Source organism: Winogradskyella damuponensis (assembly GCF_039538385.1).
Taxonomy (GTDB): domain Bacteria; phylum Bacteroidota; class Bacteroidia; order Flavobacteriales; family Flavobacteriaceae; genus Winogradskyella; species Winogradskyella damuponensis.
In genome coordinates this window covers 108449-132532 of sequence record NZ_BAABCB010000030.1, presented here as the reverse complement: position 1 = coordinate 132532, position 24084 = coordinate 108449, and the positions used below count along the sequence as shown (strand labels likewise).

Here is a 24084-nt window from a genome sequence, read left to right as displayed (position 1 = left end):
AATTTTAGAGCTTGACTAACTTAGTTGTTTTAATTTGGTTATTATTGTTTTCTACTTTTACGATATACATTCCTGTATTTAACTGAGAGATATCAAAACTATCTGTTCTGTTAAACTCACCTTTAAAAGATTTAACTAGTTTTCCTGTTAAATCATAGATTTCAATATCAGAAACATTTGTACTTACATGAAAAGAAGTTGTAGCAGGATTTGGATAGATTGAAAATCCTAAAAGAATTTCTTCATCTATACTTAATGCTTCAGCTTGTTTATTTCCTAAGATTCTGAATTGACCAGCAGGAATTGTTATTGTAGTTGTTGAGTTACTTACAGTTGTATTTCCTGATGGGTCCATTAAATCGTACCAAGTCGCGGTAACACCAGGAGGGAAATTAGTGTTCACAGTTTGAGAAACAACATCAAAATTAGCTAGGATAATTACATTTCTTAATTCTGTAGAAGGAATTGTAGTATCAAAAATATCAATTCTTGGAGTAAAATCTCCAGAAGTAATGCTATAGTCACCTTCAAAAACAGGTTCATTAATTTTAAGGGCATGTAGTCTAGACCAATCGTTGTAGATTTGACTTCTAAGTGCGTCGGTTATCCAGTTATTCGTCCATTGAGGTTGAGGTTTAGTATCTAGTTTACATCCATCATTGTTATAAGTACCATTAAAACATGTAAATATTGAGTTTTCCATTCCTAATTCACCAAAATGCCAAATCATTTTTGGTCCAGGAATCATTACAGATACGGCGCCTAATGCAGACATTCTAGATAAAGCAGTATTTAGGTCTCTAACGTCATGTGAAGAATTACTATTATTTCCATATTGTAAATTCTTGTACATTAAACGTTCTTCATCATGACTTTCAGCATAACCAACAACTCTTGGTCCGTTAAAACCTGAATGAGCTGTGTGTCCCATTCTGCTAATGTTTTTATTACCACTTTGTCCCATTGTAAGTTCATTATAAACGGAATTCATAATGCCCCACATCATAACTCCTTTACCTTCATCGAGACGGTAATTTGCCCATTCTTTTTCTTCGTTATCTTGTCCTAAATGTTCGAAAATAACATAATGTGTTGGGTCTACGCTCCAAGAAAAATCAGCATATTGTTTTAAGATATCTACGCGGTCTTGTTGATAGCCATTGGTACAACCGTCATCACCAGAGGCACAATTTTGTGTAAAACCTTTGGTTAAATCCCAACGGAAACCATCAATTTTAAACTCTTCTATCCAGTGTTGTACAACACGTTCAGTGTAATATTGGGTTCTTGATTGTTGGTGATTAAAGTCAGAACCAACACTATAACTGTGTGTAGCCACTTGATTAAAATAAGGGTTCTCACTACTAGGTTCGCCCCAGCCATCACCATCTGGATCATCCATCCACATTCTATTCATTGGGTTTCTTCCAAAAGCATGGTTAAGTGCTAAATCTAATATTACAGCAATGTCATTTTGGTGGCATAAATCAACAAATTCTTTGAATTTTTCTTCAGTACCATAAAATTTATCAAGAGCCATATGAAAAGAGGTATTATATCCCCAACTTTCGTTGCCTTCATATTCCATTATAGGCATTAATTCTATGGCATTAATATTTAAGTCTTTAAAATAATCTATCTTATCAATTAAATCTTGAAAATTTCTATCTTGATCAAAATCACGTATTAATACTTCATAGATAATTAAGTCTTCCTTTTTAGGTTTTTCAAAATTTGTTACCTGCCAATTGTATGGTGTCTGACCTGTTTGTAAAACGGTTACTTCACGTTCTTGACCACTAGGATAATCAGGTAAGTTAGGATACGTTGATGCCGAAATATATGGATCATCAAAAGGCGATAATACTAGAGTAGAGTAGGGATCAGCTGTTTTTACTAGTTCTGGTGAATTTGTAACAGGTGATATTGCACCAACCCAATACTGATAAGTTTCAATTTCTCCAGATGTTAAGCCTGTTAGCTCTAACCAAAACTTACTAGTAGCAGTATCTTTTTTCATTGCATAAGAACTCGTAGGAGTCCAGTTATTAAAGCTACCAGCGACATAAACAAAGTCTTTATTTGGAGCATCTATAACTAAAGTTGCTTTTGTAGGATCATTAGGATTATAATTAATACCATCTTCCATATTTGCAGGCATGGCAGTCGGAGTTGTATTGTTTACTACAATTGTAAACTGTTTTGTAATAGTTGATGCTCCTTGTGTAATTACTAATTCGCAAAATTGATTTTCAGTTAAGCTTGAAAACAAATAGCCATTATAAAACGTGGTATTATTTTGCGTATGAACACTAGATCCATTAGCAAATAGTTCATAGTTAGCAGGTCCTCCAGTGTTTTGAGCTAAAATTTGAGTATTAGCGCCATTATTAACTACAATAACTCCGTTTGCACTAGGCGAAGGATTTATCATTGTTACCTGAAAAGCTCCAACGTTAAAAATAAAATTAGCACATCCTGTTGCTTTAAATTCTTGAGATCCATCAGCATTTCTAAATACCATACCCATTTTGGTAACACTGTTTTGTTCCGCAGTGCTTAAATTAAAATAAGTGTTTGGTGTAAAAGTAATACTCCAAGTACCATTACCGTTATCTGTCATTTCACCAACGCCATCATCTTGCCCCCAGTTTCCAACTACAGCAATACCATATTCATCGTTTTCATTACCAACACCTAGATGTGCATAAACTTTTGATGGATTACTGAAACCATTACAATCTGTTTCGGTACTATTTATATCTACTGTTATTGTTAGAGACTGATCAACAACTATAGGGCTTGGGTTGGTTGTAACTTGTGCTAAGGCTACTAAGGGAAGCAGCAATAAAAAATTAAGTAATATTTTTTTCATAGTATATTTTTAAAAATCTAAAAAAGGCTATGATAATTCATAGCCTTTTTTGTAGTTACTAAAATTAAATTATTCTACAGGTATTAGGATATAACCACCATCTAGATCGTTAAACCAAATGTTGTATGTACCTCCTGTAACAGGTATATTTGCGCCATCTTGAGTACCAAAACCACTAATAGCAGTATCGCTACCCCAATTTATAGGCCAATCATTATCTGCTCTAAATTTTAATTCACCATCTACTAATTCTACACCGTTAATATTCCAAATGTGTGGGTCAAAAGTTGATTGCGTCATGTCTGTATCAGCATCCCAACCACCTGGTGTTGAATCTCCAATAATACCAATAGTTGTTTGAGTAACTGCAGCAGATGCATCATAAGCTTCTAAACTATAAGTCATGTCTTCAATGTTTATAGTAAATGAATAATAACCATCTGTAGCTATAGGAAACGCAGAAGGATCTTCTCCTGTACCGTCATTTACAGCAGCTTCGCCAGTTGCAGCACCAACACCCCATTGTGGTTGCCATTGTCCTAAAGTTTCTAGTAATTTAAATCCTTCACCTCCTCCAACAAAATAAGCTTTATAGCTATATATGTTTTCGTTATCAGGATGTCTAATTATAGCTGGGTTGTTATTGTTTTCACTCCAACCTGGTGCAGTTGCATCACCAACTAAGAAAAGATTTTTTAACGGCTCTTCCACAACAACATCATCTCCACCAATAAGTCTTAGTGTTAAGGCTTGTGCTTCAGAAATTATATCTAAAGAATTTTCTGTACCAACAGAAGCTTTAACTCTAAAATATACATTTCCAGTATCTGGCATGTCTTCAGTACTAGGGTCACTATCTAAGCCTGCTTCCTCAGCATATTCTAATAAATTACCTATAGTAACAGCATAGTCATTTTCACCTGTAGTACCTATAACTTCCATGTCACTAAAATCACCAGTGATAGATTTTTGTAATTCATAGTTGATACTTGTTTCTATATCAAAATCAGCATCATTCCAAGTGAAACGCTCACCTAAGTTTCCTGCAGCAGAAGGAATTAAAATATATTCTGCTAAAAATGAATTTGTAAAGGCTAATTCACCGTTTGGTTGTGCTGTATATGTTAAGCTGTCATCGCTTTCACATGCATTAAAGCCAATTACTGTTATTAGCAATAAAGCTAGAAATTTTATTGTTTTCATTGTTTTATTTATTTTATTAATATCCTTCATTTTGAATTAAATTAGGGTTAGTAGCAATAGTATTTGTTGGTATTGGGAAAATATTTCTAAATGAATTAACTGAAGTACCATTTAGTTGATTGCCTTTAAATGGCCATAAGTAACCGTTTGTTGTAAAGTAATTGTAACGGATTAAATCGGTACGTCTTTGACCTTCCCAATATAATTCTCTAGAGCGTTCATCCAGTACAAAATCTAAAGTTAAATCTCCTGAAGAGATATTTCCAGATGGTCCACCATAAGCTCTCATTCTTAATTCATTTATTTTATCAACAGCAGTAGCGATGCTACCTCCACCTCCTCTTAGGTTGGCTTCTGCATAGTTTAAATATATTTCAGCTAAACGAATAATAGGTAAATCTGTGTCAACAAAGTCTCCACTACCATCACTACCTTGATTGCCATTAGAATCAATATTTTTAAATTTAGTTACTGCATACCCTTGAGTAAATTGTGGAATACTTTCAATTTCTAAAGTTTGTCCATCAGTATAAAACATGGCTCTTTTATCTCCTTCAGCAATAACTTCAGTAAGTTCATAAGTTAAATTGTCTAGATCAAAAGTAACTAAGTACGTACCTGCGGTTACTTCAATATTTGCTCCTCCTGCTTCTAATATACCATCAGCATCATTATCTCCATAATTAACACCCCAATCTTCGTTAAACCTGAATTTAAAGAATCCATCAGCTAACTCTATATACAAAGCATATTGATTAGTTGAAATTTCATACATTTCTATATCAGCATCTTCATCAGGATTGCCATCTTCATTTGGATCTCCCCAATTATTTAAATCCCCTACTAACCCCCAATCAGATAGGGTACCGCCAAGACTACTGTTTAATGCTGGAAGATCAATTTCACTAGTTTCAAACTTTTCTACTAAGGCTTTAGTTGTTCTGTAGCCTCCCCAGCCACCATTAATACCTAAGCTTGTTGGATCCATACTTCCGCCTGTTGCTCCGTGTACTATAAAGGTAGAACCTCCATAAGTTTGAGAATAGATACCATCAAAGTTTAGTGTGAAAATAAATTCGTTTTGTGCACCATTAGTATCATTGTCTGCTAAGAAAAGTTCATCGTATGCAGAACCATTGCCGTTGGCATCTGTAGTATTTATTACGTAAGAAGAATTAAGTACATTTTCTGAATACGTTACACAGTCTGTATAGCGAGGTGTACCTGTCCATACTTCTGCATTTAAATACAATTTAGAAAGTAATGCCCATGCAGCTACTTTGTCTACACGTCCGTATTCATTTGAGTCTAATAATAGGTCTTGAATGTCTAATAATTCAGATTCTACAAAATCAAATAACTCCGTTCTAGAACTTTGAGATGGTAAGTCAGTTGTAATTTCTGTTACCAATGGAACATTAGCATAAAAATCTATAAGATTATAGTATGCAAAAGCTCTTAAAAAACGCGCTTCGGCGATAAAGGTTTGTGCTTCTTCATCTGGTAATTGAGATGCGTTTTGAATAAAAGCATTCGTAAACGACACTTCTTGAGCTAAACGGGCATACATAGCTCCCGTAAAGTCATTACCAGCAGACCAATATAAACCATGTAAATCTGGTAATCCAGGATCTCCCCAACCTACAACAGCATGGTCTGTAGTTAATTCATTTAGGTTAAATAACATACGTGTATATTGAGAGAAACCTTCATCAATTCCTGAGATGTCTGGTTGCCCAGCAGGACCACTTTGTCCTGTTAATGCTAAGCTGGCATACAATTTAGCTAATGCGCTTTTAGCTTCAGTTGCATTTGCAAAAACATCTTGTTCTGTAAAACTATCTGGATCAATTGGATTTTGATCTAAGTCATCATGACATGAAGTCATGAAAAATGAGATAGCTGCGATAAAAATTAGTTGTTTCATTCTATTTTTCATAATTCATTTTTTTAAAAATCTACATTAACACCAAATACAAATGATCTTGGTCTTGGATAGAAATTACTATCTATTCCTCCAGTAATTTCTGGATCTAAACCTTTGTAGTCTGTTATAGTAGCAACATTTTGTACAGAGCCATAAAATCTTAAGGAAACATCTTTTATTGCGTTATCTAAAGTATAGCCTAAAGTGATATTATCAATCTTAAAGAAAGACGCTTCTTCTATATAATGACTACTTAAAAATGTGTTTTCATTAGATTGACTTACAAATCCGTTTTCTAAATAGCTTGAATGTATATTAGTTAAATAATTGTTAGTTGATTGAACAATTCCATTTAAATAAGAATTACCTGCAGACACATCATTATATGCATAGTTACCTATGTTAGCTCTAGTGACGATAGCTAAATCCCATTTTTTATAACTTAGGTTGGTGTTTAATCCCATTATAACATCTGCATAAGGATCTTTATAGATGTATTTATCTTCATCATTTATGACGTTATCTCCATTTCTATCTACAAAGGCACCTTCAATAGGTTTTCCTGCTGTATCGTATACTTGTTGAAAAACGTAAAAGCTATAAGGTGCTTCACCTTCAGTTTGTATTTGTACATTGTTACCATTTCCACCGCTAATACCTCCAGTTGCTTGGTCAAATGGTAGATTTGTTATCTCATTGTCATTAATAGCTAAGTTATAACTTATAGACCATTCCCAGTCATCAGTTCTAACAGGTATAACATTCAATTCAAATTCAACACCTCTGTTTTCCATATCACCAATATTTTTGTCAATTTCTGAACCAAAATTTGTAAATGGATCTACAGAAGCAAAAGCAATTAAATCTTTAGTCTGTTTTTGATATAAGTTAAGTGAACCTGATACTCTTCTATTAAATAGGCTATAATCAATACCAACATTTAATGTGCTACCAACTTCCCATCTTAAATCTGTGTTTAAAGGCTCTGGTCTATAAGTTTGGTAAAATGAATTTCCAAATTGATAATTGGCAGAAGATAAACTTCCGTTGTATCGTGTTAAAAATCTATAATCACCTAAACCATTAATGTTACCAATTTGACCATATCCAACACGTAGTTTAAGATCATTAATGTTTTTATTATCTAAAAAGTCTTCGTTAGAGATATTCCATGCTAATGCTAGAGAAGGGAAGTAACCCCAGCGATCATCAGGATTTAATTTTGAAGAGGCATCTGCTCTTAGCGTCGCCGTTAGTAAATACTTACCATCATAATCGTAATTTAAACGACCAAAATAAGATAATAATACAGATTTAGATTTATCTATTAACTCAAAATCAGTTCCGATTTCTTCTGCCTCACTATCGTAGTTGTAACCATCAAATTCAAATGATTGGTAAGAATATCCGGCAACAGCTGTAATGTTGTGAATATCGTTTAAGGATTTTTTATACGTTAAATAAGCATCAAATAACTTATTTGTAGATGTATTAGAATACGTACTACGAGATCCGTTCCAAATAGGGTCTGAAGTTGGCATGAACTCAGAAACTATGGTTCTACCATTACTATTAGATTCGTCTATACCTGTACTTACTGTAGCTGTAATATCAGGAAAGAAATGTAATTTATAATCTGCTTTTAAATTAACAATATAACGTCTTATCTCTGAAGTATCGTCTTTTAAATTTATTAAGGCTACAGGGTTAGTGTTGGCTAAATTTGGTTGTGCTCCAGTTGCTGTATCAATCCATGAGAAATAGCCTCCGTAAGGTGAACTAGCATCAAAAATAGATTGAGTAGGGTCAAATGTATTAGCATTTCCTATAGCGTCTCTATTTGCAAATGTGTTTTCTGTGTAATTACCTCTAGCAGAAATGTCAAGTTTTAGATGGTCATCAAATAATTTTGGTGATAAATTTATTGATGCTGTAGTTCTTTGGAAATTATCTCCAATTAAAGTTCCATCATGATCAGAGTGACTTAAAGAAGCTCTCATTGGTACACCAAAGGCATTACCTAAGGCACTAAATGAATGGTCTTGACCAAAAGCAGATTGGTAAATTTCATCTTGCCAATTGGTGTTTGAATTTCCTAAAAGCCCAATTGTAGTGGCATCTGCATTAGGATGATTAGTAACAATATCTCTAAATTGATTGGCATTTAAGACATTTACTCTATCTATAGCGGTATGAACCGTTGTAGATGACGTTAAATTAAATCTAAAATCGGTGTCTTTACCCTTTTTTGAGGTTATGATTATAACACCATTTGCGGCTCTAGATCCATAAATTGCTGTTGCAGAAGCATCTTTTAAGACGGTCATGCTTTCAATATCATTAGGATTAATAACGTTAAGTGGGTTTCTTGATCCACCTACACCACCATTGTCAAGAGGAATACCATCTAAAACAATAAGTGGGTTGCTAGATAATGTTAAAGATCCATTACCTCTAATAATAATATTTTGACCATCACCAGGAGCACCACTTGCAGAGGTTACTGATACACCTGCTATTTTTCCTGAAATTAACTGCTGTGCAGATACAAGAGGACCTTGATTAAAGTCTTCAGCTTTCAGTAAATCTACAGCTCCTGTTAAATCTTCCTTCTTAGTACTACCATAACCAATTAAAACAACTTCGTCTAGTATGGAAGCGTCTTCTTCAATAACGACATCAATACTAGTTTGGCCAGTGAATACAATCTCTTGTGTGGTATAACCAACATAAGAGAATACAAGAACTTCACCTTCACTTAGTTCTATTGAATATTTACCGTCAAAATCTGTTGAGGTTCCTCTGGAAGTACCTTTTATAATAACATTTACGCCTGGCATAGGCATGGCATTTGCTTTATCTGTAACAATACCCTTGGCAGTAGATTGCGCCATTAAGGTTGCGGGTAGCATAACGAGACAGAATAGTAAAGCATTTAAAACTGTTTTCATACAATGTTTTTAAGTTAATTGCTTAGTTAATAGATTTATATTTTCACTTCTCGGGTTAAATCTATGTAAAAATAATGTGTTTCTACTGTTAAATAATATGACGAAAGTCACGAAAACGTTTTCGTGTTAAAAACTTTTCTTTAGATATTGAGATTAGTGTTAAAATAATGAAAAACTAAGAATTTTTAAATAATGTGCAGCTGAAATTGTGAAATCGAAAATCGCAAAACTAAGTTTTTAACTTATATTCGTTTTTTCATAAAACTAATTATGAAATAAGCGTGTTAAAAATTTTATCGTCAAATTCGATAATTATATAGGGATAAAAAATTAATATTACCACATGAAACGAAAGATAACCCTTAAACAGATTGCAAGAGAATTAGATGTTTCTATCTCTACAGTGTCTAAAGCATTGCGTAATAGCGCTGAAATTAGTGAAGATACTAAGCAGAAAGTTCAAGCTTTTGCAAAACTGTATAATTACAGACCTAACAACATAGCGTTAAGCCTAAAAAACAGAAGAACTAATACTATTGGGATTATAATACCTGAGATAGTTCATCATTTCTTTTCTAAGGTTATTAGAGGTGTAGAGCTAGTTGCTAATAAAAGAGGTTATAATGTTATTATTGGGTTGTCTAATGAGTCGTTTTCTAAAGAGGTAATCAATATGGAAATGCTTGCCAATGGTAGTATTGATGGATTCATATTGTCTATGTCCAAAGAAACATTAAAACTACAAGACTACCACCATTTTAATGAAACGATGACGCAAGGTATGCCTATTGTAATGTTTGATAGGGTGGTATCAGATATTAAATGTGATAAAGTTATTGTAGATGATTTTAATGGTGCAAAAAAAGCAGTCGAAAAATTAATAGATAATGGATGTAAATCTATAGCCTTAATTACTACCAAAGACTATGTTAGTGTTGGTAAGCTTAGAACACAGGGATATCTTGAAGCCTTAGAAGAACATAAAATTGCGCCAAAGGCTGAATTGATTTTAAAAATAGATGATTCGCTTGATTATGAAGTGCATTTAGAAGCTTTAGAAAAAGAAATTGAGCAACTTTTTAAGTTAAACTCAGCGATTGATGGAGTATTTGCAGTTAATGAATTATATGCGTTATGCGCAATGAAAGTTGCTAGAAAGTTAGGATTAGAGATTCCTGGAGATGTTCAGGTTATTGGGTTTACAGATGGTGTGTTGTCAAAGCACGCAACGCCTAGTCTTTCTACGGTTAGTCAGCATGCTCAAGATATGGGAGAAAAAGCTGCAGACTTATTAATAGATAAGTTAGAAAGTGAATTTACTACCCATGAAGAGGAGTTTCAGATTGTTGTAATTCCAACAGAATTAATAGAGCGAGAATCTACCAAATAGAAATTTGTTATTGTTAGTTTAAAATCTTTTTTATCTTTACCGCATATTCAAAACTTATATTTTCACTTCTCACATAAGTTTTGATAAGCTAAGCTTGTCAGAATAGTATTAATTAAAACATACTATTTAATGGAAAAGCATAGATTAAGTTTCTGGCAAATCTGGAACATGAGTTTTGGATTTCTGGGGATACAGATGGGTTTTGCCCTTCAAAATGCTAACGCAAGTAGAATACTTCAAATTTTCGGAGCAGACGTTCACGAGTTATCTTGGTTTTGGATTATAGCCCCTTTAATGGGTTTAATTGTTCAACCTATAGTTGGCTATTACAGTGATAAGACCTGGGGAAAACTAGGAAGGAGAAAGCCTTATTTTTTAGTTGGAGCAATTTTGGCATCCATCGGGTTGGTTTTAATGCCGCAAGCAGATATGTTCATTGCATTTTTGCCAGCGTTATGGGTTGGAGCAGGAATGTTAATGATTATGGATGCTTCTTTTAATATTGCTATGGAGCCTTTTAGGGCTTTAGTAGGTGATAATTTAAGAACAGATCAGCGTACAGCAGGATTTAGTATTCAGACGGCTTTAATAGGTTTTGGCGCTGTTATTGGGTCTTGGTTACCTTATGCCTTAACCAATTGGTTTGGTGTCTCAAATGAAACTGTAGCAGGTGTTGTTCCAACAAATCTAATTTTATCATTTATTATTGGAGCTGTTATATTAATTCTATCAATTTTAGTAACTGTTGTAACCACAAAAGAATATTCTCCTGAAGAACTACACCGTTTCGAAGAACAACAAGATACAGATGTTACTCAAGTAGCGGGTGAAGAAAAATCGAGTTTACTTGATATTTTTGAAGATTTTAGAAAAATGCCAGCTACAATGCGCCAATTAAGTTGGGTCCAGTTTTTCTCTTGGTTTGGACTTTTTGGAATGTGGGTCTTTGCAACACCAGCAATTGCACAACATATTTATGGTTTACCTTATACAGATAGCAGTAGTGCTACATATCAAGATGCTGGAGATTGGATAGGTATTCTTTTTGGAGTCTATAATCTTGTTTCTGCATTTTACGCTTTTGCGCTTCCTTATATCGCTAAGAAAATAGGACGAAAACGCACGCATGCCATATCCTTAATTATTGGAGGATTAGGTTTACTTTCAATTTACATTATGCCAGATAAAAATTGGCTTATCGTTTCTATGATTGGAATTGGTATTGCATGGGCGAGTATTTTAGCCATGCCATACGCTATTTTAGCAGGTTCTATATCTCCTAAAAAGATGGGTGTTTATATGGGGATTTTTAATTTTTTCATTGTAATTCCTCAAATAATTAATGCCTTAATTGGTGGACCTCTAGTTAAATATGCATACGGAAATCAAGCCATATTTGCTTTAATGATGAGTGGTATCAGTTTTTTAATCGCAGCAGCATTAGTATCAAAAGTTAAAGACGTTGACGACGTTATTCAAAATTAATAAAATGAACAAAAAAGGATTCATATTCGATCTTGATGGTGTAATAGTAGATACCGCAAAATATCACTTTTTAGCATGGCAGCAACTGGCTAAAGGTTTAGGTATCGATTTTACAGAAGAAGAAAACGAACAATTAAAAGGAGTTAGCCGTGTGCGCTCTTTAGAAAAAATATTGGCTTGGGGAAATAAAACCATTTCCCAAGAGTTGTTTAACGAACTTATGGGTAAAAAGAATGAAGAATACCTGAGCTATATCGCTGAGATGGATAAAAATGAAATTCTACCCGATGTTCCAAGAGTTTTACAAACACTAAAAGAAAATAATCAACCGATCTCTTTAGGCTCTGCAAGTAAAAATGCTAGAACCATTTTAGAGCGTGTCAATTTATTAGCAGACTTCAACGCTATTGTAGATGGAAATGATGTCAGCAAAGCAAAACCAGATCCAGAAGTGTTTTTAATTGCCGCTAAGGAGATAAATATAAAACCAGAAGACTGTATTGTCTTTGAAGATTCTGTTGCTGGAGTTGAAGCAGCAAATGCAGCCAATATGATATCCATAGGTATCGGAAGCAAAGACGTATTAGGTCATGCAGACTATGTATTCAATGATTTTACAGAAATATCAGATGATTTTATAAAATCATTAATAGAAAACTAAACATAAAAAAAATGTCTCATAAAGAGACTTTTAAATAATATTATAAATGAACCTAGATTACATCATCCCAAACAACTGGTCAATTTTAGAAGAAGGATTTGAACCAGATCAGGTTAAAGCATCAGAAAGTTTATTTAGCATTGGAAATGGTGCTATGGGACAACGTGCTAATTTTGAAGAAAAATACTCAGGCCCTACATTTCAAGGGAGCTACATTGCAGGCGTTTACTATCCAGATAAAACTAGAGTTGGTTGGTGGAAAAATGGGTATCCAGAATATTTTGCTAAAGTTTTAAATGCGCCAAGTTGGATAGGGATTAATGTCATTATTAATAACGAACAACTCGATTTATTTACTTGTAAAAACGTAAAAAACTTTCGTAGAGAACTAAACATGAAAGAGGGTTGGTTGTCTCGTAGTTTTGTTGCAACGCTTCAAAATGATATTGAAGTTGAAGTGAAAACGACCCGATTCCTAAGTTTAGATTTAGATGAAGTTGGAGCCATTAATTTCAACATTACACCTCTAAATGCAGCTGCAGAAATTACCTTCGAACCATATTTAGATTCAGGAATTACAAACGAAGATACCAATTGGGACGATAAGTTTTGGGACACGTTAAATGTGAGCCATGAGAATCATCAAGCCTTTATTCAGGCTAAAACCATGAAAACAGATTTTTACACCTGTACCTTTATGGAGTCTCAAGTTTTTATTGATGGTAAATCGGTATTAACTGAACCAAATTTTACGACAGATTCAAATTTAGCGTCTTTCAGTTATACTTATAATGTTGAGCAAGGAGAAACATATTCTATTCACAAATTTGGAGGTTATACTGTAGATCGCGATCACGATAAAAATGAATTAGTTGCTGCAGCAAAATCCACATTAAGCAAAGCTACAGAAGCTGGTTTTTCTAAGTTATTAGACAACCAAAAAGAAGCTTGGGCTAAAATTTGGGATATGGCAGATATTACCATTGATGGTGATGTTAAAGCACAGCAAGGGATTCGTTTTAATATTTTTCATCTAAATCAAACGTATTCAGGTACAGATGCCACTTTAAATATTGGTCCAAAAGGATTTACGGGAGAAAAATACGGAGGAAGTACCTATTGGGATACTGAAGCGTATTGTATTCCTTTTTATATGGCAACTAAAGACCAAGAAGTCGCTAGAAACCTTTTAAAATATCGTTATAACCATCTTGAAAAAGCCATAGAAAATGCTGAAAAATTAGGCTTTTCAAATGGAGCGGCTTTATATCCTATGGTGACCATGAATGGTGAGGAATGCCATAACGAATGGGAAATTACGTTTGAAGAAATTCACAGAAATGGAGCTATAGCTTTTGCCATCTTTAACTATTATAGATATACAGGTGATTTTAGCTACATTCCAGAAATGGGACTTGAAGTCTTAATCGGAATTGCACGTTTTTGGCATCAAAGAGCTAATTTTTCTACAAACCAGAATAAGTATGTTATTCTTGGTGTTACTGGACCAAATGAATATGAAAACAACGTTAATAACAATTGGTACACAAATTATATTGCGAAATGGTGTATCGATTATACCTTAGAAACGATTGAAAAAGTAAAAGAAGGTTATAATGATGATTATAACAGAATTGCTGGAAAAACTAAAATTACACATGAGGAGTTAGACCTTTGGAAAAAGGTAGCCGACAATATGTACTTTCCATATTCTGAAGAACACAAGGTGTTTTTACAACAAGATGGTTTTTTAGATAAAGAATTAATCACAGTAAAGGATTTAGACCAATCACAACGACCAATTAATCAAAAATGGTCTTGGGATAGAATTTTACGTTCTCCTTATATAAAGCAAGCAGATACACTACAAGGAATGTATTTCTTTGAAGATAAATTTACCACGGAAGAATTAGAACGTCACTTTGAGTTTTATGAACCATTTACAGTTCACGAAAGTTCATTGTCTCCTTGTGTACATAGTATTCAAGCGGCTAAATTAGACCGTATGGATCAAGCTTATACCTTTTATCTAAGAACATCTCGATTAGACTTAGATGATTACAATCACGAAGTACACGAAGGTTTACATATCACCTCAATGGCTGGTACTTGGATGAGTATTGTTGAAGGGTTTGGAGGTATGCGCGTTAAAAATGATACCTTATCTTTTGAACCTAAAATCCCAAAACAATGGGAGGCCTATTCGTTTAAAGTGAATTTTAGACATCAAATTATCACTGTAAGTGTTAGCCAAAACGAAACACAATTTATATTAGAAGGCGATAAAGATTTAACCATTTATGTAGATGGAAAAGAAGTGGCTATAAGTCCTAATAATAGGGTTACTGTTTAATTTGACCTTGCAGGTTTTTAAAACCTAGCAGGTCTAAAAAAAAATAAATAAATATCCTGCAAGGTTTCAAAAACCTTGTAGGTATTTGTTTAAGGTTGCAATAACAACTTGTTTCTTTTTTAAAATAAATTACAATGAAAACACTAAAACTAACACTATTAACGCTACTAGTTGCAACTGTGTTTTCGTGTCAAGAAACCACATCTGAGGAAAAAGTGGTTTCAGAACCTGTAACTGAAATTCAAAACGATATCGAAAAAGTGGAGCCACCTCATTGGTGGATTGGCTTCAAAAATCAAAACCTTCAACTTTTAGTTAAGCATCCTAATATAGGGAAGGCTACACCTAAAATGTCTTATCAAGGTGTTTCTGTAATTAAAGTTCATAAAGCAGACAGTCCTAATTATCTCTTTCTAGATTTAGAGATTTCTGAAACGGCAAAAGCAGGGCAATTCAATATTAAATTCCAACATGAAGACGGTTCAGAATTAATTCAAACTTACGAACTAAAATCTCGTGAAAAACCGGCAGAAGATTACGTTGGTTTTGACAGTTCAGATGCCATTTACTTAATCACTCCTGATCGTTTTGCAAATGCCAACCCTAAAAATGATGAAATTGAAGGGCTGCTTCAACAAGGTATTGATAGAACAGATAATTATGCAAGACATGGAGGCGATATTCAAGGGATTACAAAGCATCTAGATTATATTGAAGATTTAGGATTTACTGCCGTTTGGCCCTGTCCTGTTTTAATTAATGATATGCCCAATGGATCTTATCATGGCTATGCTATGACAGATTTTTATAAAGTCGATCCACGTTTTGGAACCTTGGAAACGTATAGAGAATTAGCCGATAATTTAAGATCGCGAGATATGAAACTCATCATGGATCAGGTGGCTAATCATTGTGGTTTATACCATTGGTGGATGGAAGATTTACCGTTTAAAGATTGGGTAAACTATCAAGAGTTATACGAAGAACATATAGATAACTGGGATTGGAAAGTCACTAAAACATCCAACCACAGACGTACTACCAATCAAGATCCTTATGCCTCTAAAAGCGATCATCGCGAGATGGCTGATGGTTGGTTTGTGTCTGATATGCCAGATCTAAATCAGCGCAATCCATTTATGGCCAACTATATTATTCAGAATAGTATTTGGTGGGTCGAAACTTTAGGTTTAGGAGGTATTCGTCAAGATACCTATCCATATTCTGATAAAGATTTTATGAGTGATTGGGCAGGAGCTATTATGACCGAATATCCCAATTTTTCTATTGTAGGTGAAGAATGGAGTTACAACCCATTATTAATAGGGTATTGGCAAGAAGGACACCATAACAACGATAAATACAATTCTAATTTAAAATCGACCATGGATTTTGCCATGCAAAAACATATCGTAGATGCCTTAAATGAATATGAATCTTGGGATCAAGGACTTGTTAAAATGTATGAAGGCTTAGCTAATGATTTTGCCTATACCTCTCCAAAAGATATTATGGTATTTTTAGACAACCATGATAAGAGTCGTGTTTTTACAGAATTTAAAGGCGATATAACTAATACTAAAATGGCATTGAGTTATCTATTGATGATGCCAAGAATTCCACAGATTTATTACGGAACAGAAATTTTAATGGACGATTTTGATAATCCTGGAGATCATGGTTTAATTCGCACAGACTTCCCAGGAGGTTGGGAAGGTGATACTGTAAATGCATTTTCAGGAGAAGGACTAACTGCAGCACAAAAAGACATGCAAGTCTATCTTAAACAAATCCTAAATTACAGGAAAAACAGCAAGGCTATTCACAATGGGAAAACCATGCATTTTGCACCAGAAGATGGAGTTTATGTTTTAGCTAGAATTTTAGGCAATGAAACCATTGTGCATATTATTAATAAAAATGAAAATCCGCTAGAACTAGATTTAGATAGATTTGAAGAGTTAGGTTTAGATGGAAAGAGCTTAAAAAATATTATTTCAGATGAAATAATAATTTGGGATACTAGCATAAAAATAGCTAATAAAGGAAGTGTTATATTAACCACCAAATCTAATTAAGATGAGAATTGTAATATCAATTTTGCTGTGTAGTTTATTCATGGTTTCATGTAAAGAAGACACAAAAACAACTGAGGTTAATGATACTGAATCTGAAATTGTCGTAAATACGCCAACACCAAATTTTATACACGTAAAGAGTGCGACCCTTTTTAAAGGAGAAATTTTGCGTGTCGATAGTTTTCCTTCTAAATATATTCAACCAAGAGCGGTAGATATTTGGATACCTGAAAGCTATGTTGAAAATAAAAAATATGCCGTATTGTATATGCACGATGGTCAGAATTTATTCGATTCTACTACCACTTGGAATAAGCAAGAATGGAAAATAGATGAATGGGCTTCAAAGTTAATGTTAGAAGGTACTGTAAAGGATTTTATCGTTGTTGGGATTCATAATATTCCTAGAATTCGCTGGCAAGATTTGTTTCCTGAAAAGGCATTTGAAATGTTAGATGAATCTGTTCAAGAAAACTTGTTCAAGGAAGCTGCGAATGCCAATGCAGATTCCAAATTTAATGGCGATAATTATTTGAAATTTATAGTAGAAGAATTAAAACCTGCTATTGATAAATCCTATCCCGTTGCTACAGACAAGGACAATACCTTTGTAATGGGGTCTAGTATGGGAGGTTTAATGTCTATGTATGCTGTGAGTGAATATCCAGATGTTTTTGGAGGTGCAGCATGTTTGTCTACACATTGGGTTGGTGCAGCACCAAGAGAAAATAACCCTTTTCCTGAAGCTATTTTTAAATATATGGAAGCCAACTTACCACAAGCGGGATTGCACAAATTATACTTCGATTATGGTAATAAAACCTTAGATGCCCATTATCCACAGTACGCTCAAAGAGTAGATGGCATTTTAAAAGCAAAAGGCTATACAGAATTAGATGCTAAGAACTTATTTTTTGAAGGTACAGATCATTCTGAAAATTCTTGGAATAAACGATTAGATCAACCTTTAGAATTTTTACTAGGGACATTAACCAAGAAAACGAAATAGATATGAAGATGGATGGAATGCGTCTGTCAGAATTCAAAAACTTAAAAATGAAAAACATAATTTTATTTATTGTAACCCTCTTTTCATTTACTCTTTTAAATGCTCAAAATACTAATAGGGTTTTTAAAAGCGCTGTAAAACAGGGCTTAGATTTAAAAGTTGAAGTCAACGATGGCTATTATATTATCAAACCCTATTCTTCAAATATTATTGAAACCACTTTTGTGCCTAAAGGCGAATACTTAAAAGCACAATCTCATGCTGTAGTGGCAAAGCCTTACAATTCGTATTTTGAAATGACCGATAGAGGCAATGATGTTGTTTTAAAAACCAAAGGTTTATACGTTGCCATTACAAAAAGCCCTTTTCAAATTTCATATTATTACAAAGACAAATTTATTGTTTCAGAAAAAGAAGGTTATGTGAAAAATGACAGTTTAGAAACTATAGATTTCAATCTTACAACAGACGAAGTTTTATATGGTGGTGGTGCCAGAGCATTAGGAATGAATCGTCGCGGTAACCGATTACAATTATACAACAGAGCACATTATGGTTATGAGACCCATAGTGAATTAATGAATTACACCATGCCAATTGTAGTGTCTTCAAAACAGTACATGTTGCATTTTGATAATGCACCAATTGGTTTTTTAGATTTAGATAGTAACGGAGATAATACCTTAAAATACGAAACCATTTCGGGTAGAAAAACCTACCAAGTCATCGTGGGTGATTCTTGGTTAGATATGATGGATGTTTATACCGATTTAACAGGAAAGCAACCTATGTTACCACGTTGGGCATTGGGTAATTTTTCAAGCCGATTTGGCTACCATTCTCAAGAAGAAGTAGAACAGACCATCGCTAAATTTAATGATGAAAAAATTCCTGTAGATGCTATTATTCTCGATTTATATTGGTTTGGAAAAGAATTAAAAGGAACTATGGGAAATCTGGAAGTCTTTAGAGATTCTTTTCCAGATTTTGAAGGCATGGTAAAGCGCCTCAATACTAAAGGTGTAAAAACAATAACCATCACAGAGCCGTTTATTTTATCAACGTCTAAAAAATGGGATGAAGCTGTTGAAAAAGGCATTTTGGCCAAAGACTCTATTGGAAACCCTGCAAAATATGATTTCTATTTTGGGAATACAGGGCTCATTGACATTTACAATCGTGATGCTGAAAAATGGTTTTGGAATATTTATAAAGGATTAGCCGATAAAGGAGTTGCTGGAGTTTGGGGCGATTTGGGTGAGCCAGAAGTGCACCCCAATTGGGTACAACATAAAACAGGTAGTGCAGATGAAGTTCATAATATTTATGGCCACGATTGGGCAAGATTAGTTTTTGAAGGCTACCAACGCGATTTTCCAAATACAAGACCATTCATCTTAATGCGTGCGGGCTACTCAGGTTCACAACGCTATGGATTAATTCCTTGGTCAGGAGACGTAAATAGAACTTGGGGTGGTTTACAAAGTCAACCTGAAATTGCACTACAAATGGGAATGCAAGGATTAGCGTATATGCATAGTGATTTAGGTGGTTTTGCGGGTGCTAATTTAGATGATGAGCTTTATGTACGTTGGTTGCAGTACGGAGTATTTAATCCAATATTTAGACCACATGCTCAAGAAGATGTGCCAAGCGAACCCATTTTTAGAAGCGAAAAAGCAAAAGAACTAGCCAAGCAAGCTATTGAATTACGCTATAAATTATTGCCGTACAATTACAATTTGGTGTATGAAAATACCAAATTTGGGAAACCATTAATGCGACCATTGTTTTTTGAAGAATCGGATAATTCGGAACTGTTTAACTATTCAAAAACCTATTTATGGGGAAATGATATTTTAGTTTCACCTGTTTTAGAAGCAGCGATAACAGAACAAGACGTTTACTTTCCAAAGGAGAATGTCTGGTTTGATTTTTATACGGATGAAAAAATAAATGGTGGACAAACAAAATCGGTAGCATTAAAAGAAAACTCAATTCCGACATACGTAAGAGCAGGAGCTTTTCTACCGCATACAAATGTGATTCAAACCACTGCAAAATATGATGACACGGTTTATAAAATTGATTATTATCATGATGCTTCAGTTTTAAAAAGTAGCCGACAAATTTATATCGACGATGGTCAATCCGCAAATGCCATTGCTAACGAAGATTATGAAATTTTAAATTTAGAAATGACTTCTAAGGGGTCTACACTAGAATTTATTATAACTGATAAAACAGGAAAGAATTTTAGCCCTAAATCCAGAACTTATTATCTAACCATTCACGGATTAGATAAGAAGCCCAAACGCGTTATGGTTGGAAGACATGACGATTTTGATTGGTCTGAAACATTAAAAACAGTAAGAATTCCAATAGAAAAGAGTTCTGAAGAAATAGCTGTAATTACAGTTAAACTGAAAAAATAATCCTAATGAAAAATAGTAAAAGAATCACAGCATTGTTAATTGTATTAAGCTTTTTTGCGTGTAAGAATGAAACGAAGAAGCTAGACATTGATCATAGTCGTAATGAAAGTGAAATAAAAGAAAGCATGAAGAAGAAAGAAGTCGTATACCAAGTGTTTACACGTTTATTTGGAAACACAAATACCACTAATAAACCATGGGGAACACTCGAGGAAAATGGAGTTGGAAAGTTCAATGACTTTACAGATAAAGCTTTAAATGAAATTAAAGATTTAGGAGTTACGCATATTTGGTATACAGGTGTGCCACATCATGATGTAATTACTGATTATACAGCATTCGGAATTTCAAACGACGATCCAGATATTGTAAAAGGTAGAGCAGGTTCGCCTTACGCAGTTAAAGATTATTACAATGTTAATCCAGATTTAGCTGTAAATGTAGACAACAGATTAGAAGAATTTGAAGCTTTAATAGAGCGCTCACACAAAGCCGGATTAAAAGTGATTATTGATATCGTTCCAAATCACGTAGCGCGTAATTATCAAAGTTTAACTAATCCTGAAGGCACAACCGATTTTGGAGCCGAAGATGATACAACTAAAACCTACGACGTCAATAATAATTTTTACTATAATCCAGGTGAAGCATTTAAAGTGCCAGAATGGAAAAATGGCTACCAACCATTAGGAGGTGAGCAACATCCTTTAGCAGATAGTAAATTTGAAGAAGTGCCTGCAAAATGGACAGGTAATGGTTCACGTGCATCGCAACCAGATATGAACGATTGGTACGAAACTGTAAAAGTAAATTATGGAATTTCACCAGAAGGAAGAAAAGACTTTGATGAATTACCAGATGGTTTTGATACTGAAGATTACAAAAAACACTTCGAATTTTGGAAAGGTAAAACAGTTCCTAGTTCGTGGTTAAAATTTAAAGACATAGCCTTGTATTGGACTGCCAAAGGAGTGGATGGTTTCCGTTATGATATGGCAGAAATGGTACCTGTTGAATTTTGGAGTTATATGAATTCGCATATTAAAATGGAAAATCCAGATGCGTTCTTATTAGCCGAAGTTTACAATCCAAGTTTATACAGAGATTATATCAAAAGAGGAAAAATGGATTATTTGTATGATAAAGTACAATTGTATGATACCTTAAAACACGTCATGCAAGGTCATGGAAGTACAGATAATATTCCTCCAATCTTGAAAGATTTAAGTGATATAGAACACCATATGCTTCATTTTCTAGAAAACCATGATGAGCAACGTATTGCGAGTCCAGATTTTGCAGGAAGTGCAGCCAAAGGAAAACCCGCAATGGTGGTTTCGGCAACGTCATCAACAGCACCAACTATGATTTATTTTGGACAAGAGTTTGGTGAGCCAGGCGCCGAAGATTTAGGATTTGGAGATCCAACGAGAACATCTATTTTCGATTATGGCTCTGTACCAAGTGTAGTTCGTTGGGTTAATAATAAACAGTTTGATGGAGGGCAGTCTACAACAGAAGAATTAGAGCTTCGAGATTTTTATAAACGCTTATTGACTTTTACCATCAATAGCTCGGCCTTAATGGGAGAGTATCAAGATATTCAGCATTACAATCACCAAAATACGGAATGGTATAATGATAAAGTGTTGTCTTTTGTTCGCTGGAGTGATGATGAAAAATTAATAATTATTTCAAACTTTAATGCAGATAATACTTATGGTTTTGAGTTGCAATTACCAGAAGATTTAGTTCAAAAATTAAAACTTCAAGATGGTGAATACGAAGTAAAAGACCAATTGTATAAAACATATACTTCAACTTTAAAAGTTGAAAATGGTAAAGCACAAGTCAGAATTGATATTAAACCTTTGGAGTCGTTTATTTTAAAAATCAAATAAAGACCTAGCAGGTTTTGTAAACCTAGCGGGTCTAATACCGATAATCAAAAAGATACCCACTTTCGTGGGCAATACATATGAAAAAACTATTTTTATTTACTATAATTCTTGTCACTTTGAGTTGCAAAAATAAAGACACAGAAAACCAAACCGCTACTGTGGAAACACCCGAAGTTGTAGAAATACCATTTATTTGGGAAGGTGCAAATCTCTATTTTTTATTAATCGATCGCTTCAATAATGGGGACACATCAAATGATTTTAATTTTGATAGATCAGAAAAAACCGGAAAATTGAGAGGTTTTGAAGGAGGAGATATAAAAGGAATTACTCAAAAAGTTAAAGAAGGGTATTTTACCGATTTAGGAATTAATGCGATTTGGATGACTCCAATAGTGGAACAAATCCACGGAGGAACCGATGAAGGAACAGGAGTCTCTTATGGTTTTCATGGCTATTGGGCAAAAGACTGGACAAAAATTGATCCTAATTTTGGTACAAAAGAAGATTTGCATGCGTTAGTAAAAGAAGCACATGCTAGAGGCATAAGAATTGTATTAGATGCTGTAATTAACCATACAGGTCCTGTAACTGAAAAAGATCCAGTTTGGCCAGAAGAGTGGGTGAGAACAGATAAGCAATGTTCTTATGAAGATTATGAAAACACCATAAGTTGCACTTTGGTCGCTAATCTACCAGATATTAGAACTGAGAGTAACAATAATGTAGAATTGCCACCACAATTAGTAGAAAAATGGAAAGCCGAAGGGCGTTACGAACAAGAGATAAAAGAACTTAATGAATTCTTTGAAAGAACAGGGCATCCAAGAGCTCCACGTTTTTATATTATGAAATGGCTAACGGATTACATCACAGAATTCGGTGTCGATGGCTATAGAGTAGATACTGTAAAACATGTTGAAGAATACGTTTGGGAAGAGTTTAAAGTAGAATGTGATTATGCATTTGCCCAATACAAAAAACAAAATCCAGAAAAGGTGTTAGATGACAACCTTTTTTACCTCCTTGGAGAAGTCTATAATTATGGTGTAAGTTCTGGTCAGGAATTTGATTTTGGTGATCGAAAAGTAAATTACTTTAATCCACCTAGTTTTCAAAGTTTGATAAATTTTGAGTTTAAATACAATTCAAAAGATAAAAATTATGAAGAGTTATTTAAACACTATAATACCATATTAAATGATGAGTTAAAAGGCTTTGGAACTGTAAATTATTTAAGCTCTCATGATGATGGAAGACCATTTGATGCTCAAAGAAAAAAGCCTTTTGAAACAGCTAATAAATTATTGTTATCGCCAGGAACATCTCAAGTTTATTATGGAGATGAATCATCGCGTTCTCTCATAGTAGAAGGAACCGAAGGGGATGCAACATTACGCTCAATGATGAATTGGGATTCTATTGCTAAAAGACAACATACCAAAGACGTATTAACACATTGGCAAAAATTAGGTCAATTTAGAGCAAAACACCCAGCAATTGGTGCCGGAAAGCATCAAATGATTACAGCTTCTCCATATTATTTTTATAGAAGCTATCAAAAAGGAAATTATAAGGATTTGGTCGTAGTTGGCTTAGACTTAAAGCAAGGAGAAAAAATAATCGATGTCTCTAAAGTTTTTGAAGATGGAGACACTTTACATGATGCTTATTCCGGACAAACTCAAGTGGTAGAAAAAGGAACAATTACGATTCAATCACCATTTGAAATAGTGTTGTTAGAAAAGAAATAATCAATAAACTAGATCTCTAAGGTTTTAAAAACTTGGTAGATCTTAAATAATATTGTTCAACT

General features: G+C 33.9%; 13 protein-coding genes. 9 read left to right on the top strand and 4 right to left on the bottom strand.

What is annotated here, in order from left to right; translation table 11 throughout:
• Positions 1 to 4: 4 nt before the first annotated feature.
• The 4 genes from ABD730_RS15750 to ABD730_RS15735 all read right to left on the bottom strand — a co-directional run bounded on the left by ABD730_RS15750 (position 5) and on the right by ABD730_RS15735 (position 8956).
• Positions 5 to 2875, bottom strand: a complete 2871-nt coding sequence (locus ABD730_RS15750) for an alpha-amylase family glycosyl hydrolase (protein WP_344715890.1) — start codon at positions 2873 to 2875, stop codon at positions 5 to 7.
• A 69-nt stretch (positions 2876 to 2944) separates the two neighbouring features.
• Positions 2945 to 4078: a SusE domain-containing protein gene (locus tag ABD730_RS15745; protein ID WP_344715889.1), complete on the bottom strand. Its 1134-nt coding sequence runs from the start codon at positions 4076 to 4078 to the stop codon at positions 2945 to 2947.
• Positions 4079 to 4094: 16 nt separating this feature from the next.
• On the bottom strand, positions 4095 to 6017 hold the full coding sequence (locus tag ABD730_RS15740) for a RagB/SusD family nutrient uptake outer membrane protein (protein ID WP_344715887.1): 1923 nt from the start codon (positions 6015 to 6017) through the stop codon (positions 4095 to 4097).
• A gap of 11 nt (positions 6018 to 6028) precedes the next feature.
• A complete protein-coding gene (locus ABD730_RS15735; protein ID WP_344715885.1) occupies positions 6029 to 8956 on the bottom strand; it encodes a SusC/RagA family TonB-linked outer membrane protein in 2928 nt (975 codons plus the stop codon).
• A 343-nt stretch (positions 8957 to 9299) separates the two neighbouring features.
• Here ABD730_RS15735 and ABD730_RS15730 point away from each other — a divergent pair, with 343 nt between their 5' ends.
• The 9 genes from ABD730_RS15730 to ABD730_RS15690 all read left to right on the top strand — a co-directional run bounded on the left by ABD730_RS15730 (position 9300) and on the right by ABD730_RS15690 (position 24022).
• On the top strand, positions 9300 to 10346 hold the full coding sequence (locus ABD730_RS15730; RefSeq protein ID WP_215927063.1) for a LacI family DNA-binding transcriptional regulator: 1047 nt from the start codon (positions 9300 to 9302) through the stop codon (positions 10344 to 10346).
• Positions 10347 to 10475: 129 nt separating this feature from the next.
• Positions 10476 to 11831: an MFS transporter gene (locus ABD730_RS15725; protein WP_344715883.1), complete on the top strand. Its 1356-nt coding sequence runs from the start codon at positions 10476 to 10478 to the stop codon at positions 11829 to 11831.
• Positions 11832 to 11835: 4 nt separating this feature from the next.
• A complete protein-coding gene (gene pgmB, locus ABD730_RS15720; RefSeq protein WP_344715882.1) occupies positions 11836 to 12492 on the top strand; it encodes a beta-phosphoglucomutase in 657 nt (218 codons plus the stop codon).
• Positions 12493 to 12538: 46 nt separating this feature from the next.
• The gene (locus ABD730_RS15715) at positions 12539 to 14845 is read left to right on the top strand and encodes a glycoside hydrolase family 65 protein (protein ID WP_344715880.1); all 2307 of its coding nucleotides are present in this window, start codon (positions 12539 to 12541) and stop codon (positions 14843 to 14845) included.
• Positions 14846 to 14979: 134 nt separating this feature from the next.
• Positions 14980 to 16923 carry a glycoside hydrolase family 13 protein gene (locus ABD730_RS15710; protein ID WP_344715878.1) on the top strand — a complete coding sequence of 648 codons (1944 nt, stop codon included), beginning with the start codon at positions 14980 to 14982 and terminating at the stop codon, positions 16921 to 16923.
• A 1-nt stretch (position 16924) separates the two neighbouring features.
• On the top strand, positions 16925 to 17932 hold the full coding sequence (locus ABD730_RS15705; protein ID WP_344715877.1) for an alpha/beta hydrolase: 1008 nt from the start codon (positions 16925 to 16927) through the stop codon (positions 17930 to 17932).
• 47 nt (positions 17933 to 17979) lie between these two features.
• Positions 17980 to 20367 carry a TIM-barrel domain-containing protein gene (locus ABD730_RS15700; RefSeq protein WP_344715875.1) on the top strand — a complete coding sequence of 796 codons (2388 nt, stop codon included), beginning with the start codon at positions 17980 to 17982 and terminating at the stop codon, positions 20365 to 20367.
• Positions 20368 to 20372: 5 nt separating this feature from the next.
• Positions 20373 to 22268: an alpha-amylase family glycosyl hydrolase gene (locus ABD730_RS15695; RefSeq protein ID WP_344715873.1), complete on the top strand. Its 1896-nt coding sequence runs from the start codon at positions 20373 to 20375 to the stop codon at positions 22266 to 22268.
• Between the two features lie 77 nt (positions 22269 to 22345).
• Positions 22346 to 24022: an alpha-amylase family glycosyl hydrolase gene (locus tag ABD730_RS15690; protein ID WP_344715872.1), complete on the top strand. Its 1677-nt coding sequence runs from the start codon at positions 22346 to 22348 to the stop codon at positions 24020 to 24022.
• Positions 24023 to 24084 lie beyond the last annotated feature (62 nt).

Bases quoted from the DNA above. Each gene is read 5' to 3' on its own strand.
- ABD730_RS15750 (WP_344715890.1), bottom strand. From the start codon at position 2,875: ATGAAAAAAATATTACTTAATTTTTTATTGCTGCTTCCCTTAGTAGCC.
- ABD730_RS15745 (WP_344715889.1), bottom strand. From the start codon at position 4,078: ATGAAAACAATAAAATTTCTAGCTTTATTGCTAATAACAGTAATTGGC.
- ABD730_RS15740 (WP_344715887.1), bottom strand. From the start codon at position 6,017: ATGAAAAATAGAATGAAACAACTAATTTTTATCGCAGCTATCTCATTT.
- ABD730_RS15735 (WP_344715885.1), bottom strand. From the start codon at position 8,956: ATGAAAACAGTTTTAAATGCTTTACTATTCTGTCTCGTTATGCTACCC.
- ABD730_RS15730 (WP_215927063.1), top strand. From the start codon at position 9,300: ATGAAACGAAAGATAACCCTTAAACAGATTGCAAGAGAATTAGATGTT.
- ABD730_RS15725 (WP_344715883.1), top strand. From the start codon at position 10,476: ATGGAAAAGCATAGATTAAGTTTCTGGCAAATCTGGAACATGAGTTTT.
- pgmB (WP_344715882.1), top strand. From the start codon at position 11,836: ATGAACAAAAAAGGATTCATATTCGATCTTGATGGTGTAATAGTAGAT.
- ABD730_RS15715 (WP_344715880.1), top strand. From the start codon at position 12,539: ATGAACCTAGATTACATCATCCCAAACAACTGGTCAATTTTAGAAGAA.
- ABD730_RS15710 (WP_344715878.1), top strand. From the start codon at position 14,980: ATGAAAACACTAAAACTAACACTATTAACGCTACTAGTTGCAACTGTG.
- ABD730_RS15705 (WP_344715877.1), top strand. From the start codon at position 16,925: ATGAGAATTGTAATATCAATTTTGCTGTGTAGTTTATTCATGGTTTCA.
- ABD730_RS15700 (WP_344715875.1), top strand. From the start codon at position 17,980: ATGAAAAACATAATTTTATTTATTGTAACCCTCTTTTCATTTACTCTT.
- ABD730_RS15695 (WP_344715873.1), top strand. From the start codon at position 20,373: ATGAAAAATAGTAAAAGAATCACAGCATTGTTAATTGTATTAAGCTTT.
- ABD730_RS15690 (WP_344715872.1), top strand. From the start codon at position 22,346: ATGAAAAAACTATTTTTATTTACTATAATTCTTGTCACTTTGAGTTGC.